Source organism: Limnofasciculus baicalensis BBK-W-15, from assembly GCF_024178385.1.
Classification (GTDB): Bacteria; Cyanobacteriota; Cyanobacteriia; order Cyanobacteriales; family Coleofasciculaceae; genus Limnofasciculus; species Limnofasciculus baicalensis.
Window position 1 is genome coordinate 21,670 of sequence record NZ_JAMZMM010000026.1, and the last position, 9,828, is coordinate 31,497.

The following is a 9,828-nucleotide window of genomic DNA, read 5'->3' on the forward strand; positions in this document are numbered from 1 at the left end:
CAATAATATTGAAAACCATGGAAATCAAACCTCCTCTCCCACCCTTTACCCTAGAAACCGCCACAGCTAAAGTCCAAGCAGCAGAAGATGCCTGGAATACCCGCAATCCAGAGCTGGTTGCTCTAGCATACACCGAAGATTCTCAATGGCGGAATCGGGCAGAATTTTTCAGTGGCAGAGCCGCTATCAAAGAATTCCTCAAACGCAAATGGGCAAAAGAAATGGACTACCGTTTAAAAAAAGAACTCTGGTGTTTTATGGATAACCGGATTGCCGTGCGATTTGAATATGAGTGGCATGATGATTCTGGCTTTTGGTATCGCGCCTATGGCAATGAAAACTGGGAATTTGCTGAAAACGGGTTAATGATGCGTCGATTTGCCAGCATCAATGATTTACCAATCCAGGAATCTGAGAGAAAATTTCGCTGGGAGCGTACATAACTAGTTCCTGCCTAACTGTCTCTCCCTTCCTCCTCTCTCACTGTAAGTTACATTTCTTAAGGAAACTTGCTATGATTATGATGTGGTATTCCCAAACCATTGGATTATCGCCGGGACTGCGAATGAGATAGTTACAAATCTTTGCAGAATATCAACAATCTCAAAGAAACTTAATAAATTTACAAGCTGATATGGCTTTTCACGGGAAGATAAGCAAAGTATTGCAAACAAAAAAAAACAAATATTGCAAAGTACTTCCCATTTGCCAAGTATCCCTCATAATCAAAGTAGATTGAATTTCAGATAAATTCATTCCGATCCCAGACCATCTCATTTCAATCCCAGATCTTCCATTCTATCAGGAGAGCAAGGTTGTCAGTAACCCCGGTCTGAAGACACGGGACTTGTAACAAGAAATTCAATCAATTTAACCGCATTCGTGTTCATCCCTAGTCTAAAGAGATGGGGTTTCCAAAATCAAAGGATTATTATGAGCATTTACAAGATATTTGACAACATGACCCGGTATTTTTCCGAAGCGATGGCGAGAATTTTCGGTCCCTATGACGACGCTTATCCCGAAATCGGCGTACAACCCTTCAGCGGGGAACCATATCAAGATAATGGACAAGCTGACTACTAGTCAATAACTCCAGGGTTGGGGAATTGAATATAAATCAATAGTTCCTTAGAAATTGGTGAAGCAAAAGAATAACTTCACCGATTTTTCTGTTGATTTACTATATCGCACTAGCAACTTGGGAGTTACTGTTAAGGGGAATCTGACAACGTTTGGTGAATATTGTTCTGGGTAGGCATCGCCAAGCTACGTTTTAACTTTTGCTATAATTCCGGCAAAATTCCAAAGCAACAGCCAAATCGCTAGTTTGCTGCGGATAGTCAATCTTCGGACGATTAATTACCACTAAAGGAATACCCAATTCCGCCGCTACCATCCGTTTGACATCCTCTCCCCCAGCTACTCCAGAAGCTTTTGTCACCACCAGGGAAATATCCCAATGAAGCCAGAGAGCCTTTTCCAATTCAGCGGTTACCGGAGGACGGAGTGCTATAATGCGATCGCAAGTAAATCCAGATGCGATCGCGCTTTCAACAGACGTAACTGAAGGTAAAATCCGTGCAAACAGAATTGCCCGATTTTGCCAATCCCGAAATAAAGGTAATGCTTTATAACCCACAGTCAGGAGTACCCTTTCCTGATTTAGATAATTCCCATCCAGCAAAGTTTGAAAGCTCTCCAGATATATCACCTCAGCGGTATTATCTCCTGCCTTAACCTCTCTCCTTTCAAAACGCAGATAAGGAATTTGTCGGGAATTTGCCGCTGTTATCGCCATCCGGGAAATTTCCACCGCATAAGGATGGGAAGCATCAAGAATTGCTCCAATTTTTTGTTGTTGTAAAAACTCATCTAGCTGTGCGCTATCCAAACAACCTACTCGCACCTGTAAGTTAGGAGTTTTGGCATAAAGTGCCTCGGCTGCTGGAGTAGTTACAGTCACAGTACATGGTATTCTCAGAGTAGCGATACCTCCGGCTGGCGTTGCCATCGCCGAAGCTAACTCCACACTCTCAGATGTACCGCCAATTAACCACAGACGTTTTTCTATATCTTCCACCTTAGACATCCCCTTCAGGTACAGAAAGATAATTATTAACGATGAAAATAGCAGTGAATATTGACATAGAAAATCTTCAATAACATTTAGATGGAAACATGAAATCGACTAATTAATCGGGCAAATGAGGTAATTGGAAGATGAAACATAGTTATCTTTGAAAAGTCAGGATACAACTGTTATATTGACATGGTGCAGCAAATCCTTATCCCCTGAGATAAATCGTTCATTTCTACTACTCAAAGATTACCAAATCAAGCGGTGCGAGCGCGATTCTGAAAGATTACCAAATCAAGTGGTGCGAGCGCGACTTCTCCAGATTACCAAATCAAAGGGTGCGATCGCGACTCCTCCAGATTACCAAATCAAAGGGTGCGATCGCGAAGGGAGCTTTCAGCATCGCCATGCCCTAACTCAGTAAATCCACTGTGGAAGATAAATTATTATCAACTTCTGAACCATCTGTCAGTGCCTTGAGTCAGCCAACGGGGATGGAAACAGCCTATTTACCAGAGCGTCAGTCACCACAAAAAGATGAACTTTTAGCTCCAGAAAATGAAGTTTTATATGCTAATGCAGCAGTGGTTTTGGTAGCCGGGATTGCGATCGCCATCGTTGCTGTTAGTGGGGTAATTATTGTTTACTGGCAACATACCGAAAATGACCGTCAAGAAGTGATTCGTTTTGGTCTGGATCAGTTCAAGGAAGAAAAGGAGCATTTAGAGGAGAAAATTAGTCAAGCTACGATAAAGATCTTCAATGGAATTAGAGAGTTTTTTGCGCCAATCAGAGGACGTATTGATGCTAATAGCGCTCAAATAACTCAGTCTATCCGCGAAAAAGTTAGTGCTATTTTTAACGAGGAGATTGCCAAGCCAGCAGAAACTACTCCGACGATACCGCCTACTACTTCACCCAACTCAACTGTGCCAGCGCCATCAGTGCCGCAGACACCATCACAAGCGCGATCGCAAGTGCGCGAGCCAGTAGAATTAGCTCCATCAGTACCAGTATCCCCTATCCCTACAACATTGATCGATCTCGAGCAGAGGATAGCTCAGATCGATCTCGAGCAGAAACAACTGTTGCAGGATATCAATGCCAATATCGATCGGATTGACACTCGGATAACTCAGATTCTAGAGGAACAAAAACAACGCCTTCGGAATTTGAACGCAAAAATAGACTCCATAAATCTACAACTCGATCAGTTAGAAGATCGAAGAGAGCAAGAGCGATTAGCTCCTGAAACGGAACGCTTGCGGCAACAACAGCGGGATTTGGATTTGGAGATAGCAAAAGCCACTATAGCCGAGGATTCTTATAACGAACTCTGGCGAAAGCATTTGGCTGATATTCATGATCCAAACGAACGTGAGGAGGTGATTAGGGAAGCTGCTGCTTTGTATCGCCAGAGCTATCCTGATGAAATTATTGATATCAAAAACCCAAATCCTCATAATGTGATTCTTTGGTCAACTTGTATTTATCTAGCTTTAAACCCAAAACGGCCGCCGAATCCGGGGTTCACTGTTCGGGGGCTAGGAAGAAACCAAAGAAGTGGGGCAACGAGTCAAGAAGCACTTGGTGGTTTTGGTGAAGGACCTCAACCACAGGTTGGCTCTCATACTGGTCATGGACCCCAGGAAAAATTGCCGGATTTGGGGGGTTTTGGTGCGGGAGAGCCACTGGAGGTGAATGACAATACTAGTCATGAGCCGAGCTGGTTACAGATTCCTGAACGACTTGGTGGGTTTGAGCTAGATCCTCAACTTGAGGTAAGTAATGTTTTCTACATAAATGAGGGGGAAAGTAATTCCGATCAGCAACCAAAATTTACTCCAGCTCAAAAAGCAAGAATTGATACAATTGATGAAATTGAACATAACTGGGAAAGGAGATATACACTATCAGGTGATAACCTCGATCCAGGACATATAATAAAGATACAAGATGCTATCAGGGGCTTACAGAAAGCGAGAGATGCTTTACAAGCCAGCTTGAAGAATCCTCACCTAGATCCAGTTGCCAGAGCTGCTATACAATCAAGGATTGATACGGCAAATCGACTAATTAATCGTGCAAATGAGTTACTTGGAATATGAAACATAGTTACCTGTTATCTAATATTGAAAAATGTTTTTCCAAATTTAAAAAACCAGCAATAATATACAAAATACCAGAATCAGGAGTAGTCACCAATGACTATTTAGATATTCAGCGTGATTTTGGTAACCTTTTGCCCAGTGAAATGACCGACCAACAATGTTCAATGATGATCTGTGATGGTCCGCTTATTTCCGATGAAGCTTTGTGTTACTTTCTGGCAAGGATAGCCAGGAGGGTATTGTTACAGGGTGGTCTTGAAGACTTGCTTTATCGTCGGCTTGAATATCTCGATACAACCTTACTCAATCGAGAGCAAAAATTTACAGTTAACCAACTTATAGATGCTCTTAAAGAGCTTGAAAAAGAACTAGAAATGGAGGAAAAACAGGAATTGGAACAGTCTTGGCTAGACTGGGAACAAGTTCTCGTGGAAAGCGATAATATTAATGACAAATTGTTATTGGCTATATTTAGAGGTAGCCTTGATGATGTAAAAATATTAATCGAGCAGGGGGCTAACGTCAATGAAAAAGACAAGAACGGAAATTCACCCTTAGATATTGCTAAGTATAGAGAACAGAGCGAAATAGTTGAGTTCCTCAAGCAAGTATGTGCTAGAGAATAATAGATTTATGATAGTGACAGTTGAGAATCTACGATTATTGTTTGAAAAGCTAATGGAAAAAATGGATGAGAATGGCATCTCTTCATTAGACATTAATGATGTAGATTACTATTGGATAGTCCCATCCTCCGAATGGACAAACTTTCAATCAGAGGTTAAGCCTGCCGTGGGATCTCTGGTGGATGATTGGGAAAGCCTAGAAAAAGTTCTCTCTGGAGAACAGATCCCTACTTACGTTGATTTTGATCGAATAGCCGCAATCTTAAGAGCTATTTCTGAAACAGTGGCAAAGAGATTTTATCATCTTTAGGACATCGATTGAGGGAGGCAGATGGTACTGTCGCTTCATATTCATCCCAAGCTTTATTTCATTTCCACCTTGAAGGGGGAGTATTTATAGAGGCTGTCTGTGGTTCATATCAAGTAAGTCAAGAAATTAGATAAACTCAGATGAAAAACAAGTTAATTCCTGAAAGAATAGAAGTTATTGAAGGAGACATTACTCAACAAAGAGTGGATGCAATTGTTAATGCTGCCAATGAAGCTTTAATCACTGGAGGTGGTGTCAGTGGTGCAATCCACCGTGCCGCTGGATTAGGGCTAGAAGAAGAATGCCTAAAACTGGGCGGTTGTAATGAAGGTGAAGCCAAAATTACTAAAGGTTACAACCTTTCATCTAAGTGGGTTATTCATACTGTTGGTCCGGTATGGGAGGGGGGTAGCTACATAGAAATAGATCCCAGCTTTGAATACCTCTGCATCAAAGCCTGCGGCAATCCCCAACGCGCCCATCCCACCTTCGGTTTAGCCCTAGAAATATTCCCCAACGCCGATTGGGATGCCCTCACTCCAGAATCTCCCCTACGCTATTGGCAACTCATCGAAATTTATCAATCCCAAACCCTCAACAAATCCGCCCTCAAAATAGATGAAAATATCCTCCACTACCTCGCAAGTACATCATCCTATCACGACAACCGTATCAGCAATCTCATCAAGCCCCAACCCCCAGAAATACTTGACATCCCACTATCTATACCCCAACTAGAAATAGTCCAACAAATAATCACCAATTGGCTAAAAAAGAAAACAACCGAACTCGAAAATACCCAAAACCCCAATTATCCCATCCTTCAACTATGCGGCAAAGATACAGATAGCAAAGAAGTCATCATCTCCACCATCTGCACCACCCTCAAACTCAAACCCCAACTCCTCCGTCTCAATTGCCTCCCCAGCGACTCCGACACCCTCAACCTCCTCATCACCAGATGGCAAAGACAAGCCATTTTCACCAACCACATCTTACTCATTGAAGCCGACAAACTAGATCGCAACGACACCATAACATTAAACAGCATCACCGAAATAGTTGAAAATAGCCACACCCCCTTAATCATCAGCACTAGAGAAGCAATTAACTTCCCAAAACGCCCCTCACTCATCTACGATGTTCCCGAAATCACCGGATTAAAACAACTAGAAATCTGGCAAGAAAGCCTCCCCAAAATAGCCCCCGAATTGGTTGAATATGCCGAAAAATTAGTCAGTTACTTCAACCTCAGTGGCAAAACCATTATCAACGCCTGCGCCCAAATCAGCAGAAATATCGAAACATCAGAAAACAATATCGAGATTAGAGGTTGGGTATAACTGAGATCTTGCACCAATGTCAAAAAAGAGTTTTAGGTAGGGTGGGCAGTCCCCAATATCAGGCGAAAAGCTGATGATTACGTTGGTGGGGACTGCCCACCCTACGGTTATTTCAACTGGTGCAAGATCTGAGTATAAGATAATATATGTCGATCAAATTTGATTTGACCTATTTTTTCTAGAAAATCCCCCTCGGGGCTTGCGTTCTTCGGCTTTTTGATGTACTATGTAATAATGGGAGACTGTGCAACTAACTATTGAAGCCAATATTTCCATTATTACATATAATATAACACAAAAAAACCGCCCTGAACCAAAAAATTTTTCCCTCGGGCCTTGCGTTCTTCGGCTTTTTGATGTACTATGTAATAATGGGAGACTGTGCAACTAACTATTGAAGCCAATATTTCCATTATTACATATAATATAACACAAAATAGCAAGGTGTGGATCGGGATGTGGAAAAAATCCCGATCTTTTTGAAAAGGAGCTTAGTTTCGCGATCGCGAAGCGAGTAAAGCTTGCAGCGTGCAGCGGAAACCTACCGCCCCCCCTTGAGAGCCTTATTAAAATTTTTGCGATAGGACTGATTTGCCACATACAAAGCAGGCCATAACAAAGACAAAGAAATCCGACTGGGCAAACTGCGGCTGAAGTTAGTCCGTTCAAAACCCTTCCAGAACCGCCAAGCCCCGTAGCCATAAAGTCCAAATAGAATCAGAATCCCTAATTTAATCATACCTATTACCTATTACCTCTTCCGTGAGGGAAATTTTATGATATCTCCACTCCAACTTAACACTTATGGCATATAGCTTTCAGGGTCTTAGTCTAGAGTTTGGAGACCAAGAGGGGAATTGATCCCAGCTAAAAGTCAAAGTAGCATTATAGTTAGTGCCAGTAGATTGATTGTTTAGTAGTCCAGTCAAAGTAAGCAACCCCGGTCTAAAGACACAGAGTTTCCAGCGACGAAGGTTTTTTATGACGAGAAAAGTGCCAGCAGACTTTCCCTTCCTTCCAGTCTCTCAAAGATAAACAAAAAATCCATTGTACGGCAACCAGGCCGTGCTGCGCAAAAACTAGGAGGACTTATGCGAGCAGTGCTGATGGCAGGCGGTTCAGGAACAAGACTGAGACCGCTTACCTGCGATATTCCCAAACCGATGGTGCCGATTCTCAACCGACCCATCGCCGAACACATTATAAACTTACTCAGGCGACATTATATAACAGAAGTCATTGCTACACTCTACTATCTTCCAGATGTCATGCGCGACTACTTCCAAGATGGCAGTGAATTTGGCGTACAAATGACTTACGCTGTCGAGGAAGACCAACCCCTGGGCACTGCGGGTTGCGTCAAAAATATCGCAGAACTACTTGATGATACCTTTTTAGTAATCAGTGGTGATAGTATCACAGATTTCGATTTAACGGCTGCCATTAAATTCCACAAGAGTCGGAAATCAAAAGCCACCTTAGTTCTCTACCGAGTTCCCAATCCAGTGGAATTTGGGGTAGTGATTACAGATAAGGAAATGCGCATCCGTCGGTTTTTAGAGAAACCTTCCACAAGCGAAATTTTTTCAGATACGGTCAACACTGGGACTTACATTCTCGAACCATCTGTCCTAGACTACCTGCCAGAAAACATAGAATCTGATTTTTCTCAAGATTTATTTCCCCTTTTGCTAGCAAAAGGGGAACCGATGTACGGCTATGTAGCTGATGGGTACTGGTGTGATGTCGGTCACCTAGATGCCTACCGGGAAGCGCAGTACGATGCGTTGGCAGGAAAAGTCAAGCTAGAATTACCCTACCCAGAACAAAGATCGAGACTATGGGTGGGACAAAACACCACGATTGACTCCACCGCCAGAATTGAACCCCCAGTCATCATCGGTGATAACTGCCGCATTGGTCCACGAGTCAATATCGAAGCTGGAACCGTAATTGGTGACAACGTGAGCATAGGAAGTTACGCTGACTTAAAGCGACCAATTCTCTGGAATGGTTCCATTGTCGGAGATGAAGCTCATCTCAGTGCCTGTGTCATCGCTAGAGGTACAAGGGTAGCCCGTCGCGCTCAAATATTGGAAGGAGCAGTTATCGGTTCCCTCTCAACCGTGGGAGAAGAAGCCCTAATTAGCCCCGGCGTGCGCGTTTGGCCATCTAAGAATATTGAATCCGGTGCTACTCTGAACATGAATTTGATTTGGGGTAACACCGCTCAAAGGAATCTATTTAGTCAGCGCGGTGTCCAAGGCTTGGCAAATATTGATATTACCCCAGAATTTGCCGTAAAATTGGGTGCGGCTTACGGTTCTACTTTAAAACCAGGAACCCAAGTTGCCGTATCTCGCGACCAAAGATCGATCTCCCGCATGGTTTCTCGGTCATTAGTTTCCGGATTGATGTCCGTAGGGGTTCACGTCCAGAATTTGGAAGCTTCAGCAATTCCCATTACTCGCCTGGTAGTCCCCACCTTGACCGTTGCAGGTGGTCTTCACGTCCGGATACACCCAGATCGATCCGATCAGATTCTAATCGAATTTTTTGACCATAAAGGGATCAATATCTCAAAGGCGAAAGAGAAGAAAATTGAGGGGGCATATTTTAAGGAGGATTTGCGGCGCTCGGCGATTCACGAAATTGGCAACGTGAATTATCCCACTCAGTTAATCGATCTCTATACTACTGGATTTGAGAAACATCTGAATTCTGAAGCAATTCGCAATAGCGGTGGCAAAATTATCATTGACTACGCTTATGCCGTGTCTGGTGCTGTATTACCTGTATTGTTAGCTAAGTTCGGCTGCGATGCGGTTGTTCTCAATGCCAGTTTGAGCCAAATGTGCCTCTCTGACAATGAACGAGAGGAATTGTTAAGTCAGTTGGGTAAAGTGGTTGTGGCTCTAAAAGCCAATTTTGGTGTTCAGGTGTCGGCAAATGGGGAACAGCTTATTTTAGTAGATGAATCTGGACATCCCGTGCGAGGTGAAACTTTGACTGCGCTAATGGTGAGTGTTATGTTGACTGCTCATCCACGGAGCAGTGTTGTTGTACCTGTCCACGCTTCCAGTGCCATTGAGCAAATTGCCCGACGGCATGAGGGGAGAGTGATTCGCACCAAAGCTAATCCAGCCGCTTTGATGGAGGCATCTCAATCTCATCATAATGTGGTATTGGGAGGTTCTGAGGAAATGGGTTATATTTTCCCGCAACTCCATCCCGGATTTGATGCGATGTTCTGTATTGCCAAGCTAATTGAGATGTTGACAATTCAGGAGCGCACTATTGCTCAGATTCGGACTGAACTGCCCCAGGTGTGCCATAAAAGCTACACAATGCGCTGTCC

Annotated in this window: 10 protein-coding genes and 1 pseudogene; 9 read left to right on the plus strand and 2 right to left on the minus strand. The window is 43.2% G+C overall.

Features of this window, described 5'->3' with window-relative positions; translation table 11 throughout:
- The first annotated feature begins 17 nt into the window (after positions 1 to 17).
- Both NJ959_RS04525 and NJ959_RS04530 read left to right on the plus strand, forming a co-directional pair.
- The gene (locus NJ959_RS04525; RefSeq protein WP_254010562.1) at positions 18 to 443 is read left to right on the plus strand and encodes a nuclear transport factor 2 family protein; all 426 of its coding nucleotides are present in this window, start codon (positions 18 to 20) and stop codon (positions 441 to 443) included.
- A 490-nt stretch (positions 444 to 933) separates the two neighbouring features.
- Positions 934 to 1,086, plus strand: coding sequence for a hypothetical protein (locus NJ959_RS04530; protein ID WP_254010563.1), 153 nt, complete (start codon positions 934 to 936; stop codon positions 1,084 to 1,086).
- A gap of 190 nt (positions 1,087 to 1,276) precedes the next feature.
- Here NJ959_RS04530 and NJ959_RS04535 read toward each other — a convergent pair whose 3' ends face one another.
- Positions 1,277 to 2,092, minus strand: coding sequence for a cobalt-precorrin-6A reductase (locus NJ959_RS04535; RefSeq protein WP_254010564.1), 816 nt, complete (start codon positions 2,090 to 2,092; stop codon positions 1,277 to 1,279).
- Between the two features lie 175 nt (positions 2,093 to 2,267).
- On the opposite strand from NJ959_RS04535, the gene NJ959_RS04540 reads away from it, so the two are divergent.
- The 6 genes and pseudogenes from NJ959_RS04540 (at position 2,268) to NJ959_RS31025 (ending at position 6,470) form a co-directional block, all read left to right on the plus strand.
- The gene (locus NJ959_RS04540) at positions 2,268 to 2,504 is read left to right on the plus strand and encodes a hypothetical protein (protein ID WP_254010565.1); all 237 of its coding nucleotides are present in this window, start codon (positions 2,268 to 2,270) and stop codon (positions 2,502 to 2,504) included.
- 7 nt (positions 2,505 to 2,511) lie between these two features.
- Positions 2,512 to 4,188, plus strand: a complete 1,677-nt coding sequence (locus NJ959_RS04545) for a polymorphic toxin type 28 domain-containing protein (RefSeq protein WP_254010566.1) — start codon at positions 2,512 to 2,514, stop codon at positions 4,186 to 4,188.
- Positions 4,185 to 4,817 carry an ankyrin repeat domain-containing protein gene (locus NJ959_RS04550; RefSeq protein ID WP_254010567.1) on the plus strand — a complete coding sequence of 211 codons (633 nt, stop codon included), beginning with the start codon at positions 4,185 to 4,187 and terminating at the stop codon, positions 4,815 to 4,817. Before NJ959_RS04545 ends, NJ959_RS04550 begins: the two co-directional genes overlap by 4 nt.
- A 7-nt stretch (positions 4,818 to 4,824) precedes the next feature.
- On the plus strand, positions 4,825 to 5,127 hold the full coding sequence (locus NJ959_RS04555; RefSeq protein ID WP_254010568.1) for a hypothetical protein: 303 nt from the start codon (positions 4,825 to 4,827) through the stop codon (positions 5,125 to 5,127).
- A 140-nt stretch (positions 5,128 to 5,267) separates the two neighbouring features.
- A pseudogene (locus NJ959_RS30590) lies at positions 5,268 to 5,549 on the plus strand (macro domain-containing protein); the annotation flags it as partial.
- 753 nt (positions 5,550 to 6,302) lie between these two features.
- Positions 6,303 to 6,470: a hypothetical protein gene (locus NJ959_RS31025; protein WP_507237482.1), complete on the plus strand. Its 168-nt coding sequence runs from the start codon at positions 6,303 to 6,305 to the stop codon at positions 6,468 to 6,470.
- 541 nt (positions 6,471 to 7,011) lie between these two features.
- Here the strand turns inward: NJ959_RS31025 and NJ959_RS04565 are convergent.
- Positions 7,012 to 7,209: a hypothetical protein gene (locus NJ959_RS04565; RefSeq protein ID WP_254010569.1), complete on the minus strand. Its 198-nt coding sequence runs from the start codon at positions 7,207 to 7,209 to the stop codon at positions 7,012 to 7,014.
- Positions 7,210 to 7,561: 352 nt separating this feature from the next.
- On the opposite strand from NJ959_RS04565, the gene NJ959_RS04570 reads away from it, so the two are divergent.
- The coding region (locus tag NJ959_RS04570; protein ID WP_254010570.1) for a mannose-1-phosphate guanyltransferase at positions 7,562 to 9,828 on the plus strand (2,267 nt) is incomplete at its 3' end.

Excerpts from the sequence above, each read along its gene's own strand:
- NJ959_RS04525 (WP_254010562.1), top strand. The coding sequence starts at position 18 with ATGGAAATCAAACCTCCTCTCCCACCCTTTACCCTAGAAACCGCCACA.
- NJ959_RS04530 (WP_254010563.1), top strand. The coding sequence starts at position 934 with ATGAGCATTTACAAGATATTTGACAACATGACCCGGTATTTTTCCGAA.
- NJ959_RS04535 (WP_254010564.1), bottom strand. The coding sequence starts at position 2,092 with ATGTCTAAGGTGGAAGATATAGAAAAACGTCTGTGGTTAATTGGCGGT.
- NJ959_RS04550 (WP_254010567.1), top strand. The coding sequence starts at position 4,185 with ATGAAACATAGTTACCTGTTATCTAATATTGAAAAATGTTTTTCCAAA.
- NJ959_RS04555 (WP_254010568.1), top strand. The coding sequence starts at position 4,825 with ATGATAGTGACAGTTGAGAATCTACGATTATTGTTTGAAAAGCTAATG.
- NJ959_RS04565 (WP_254010569.1), bottom strand. The coding sequence starts at position 7,209 with ATGATTAAATTAGGGATTCTGATTCTATTTGGACTTTATGGCTACGGG.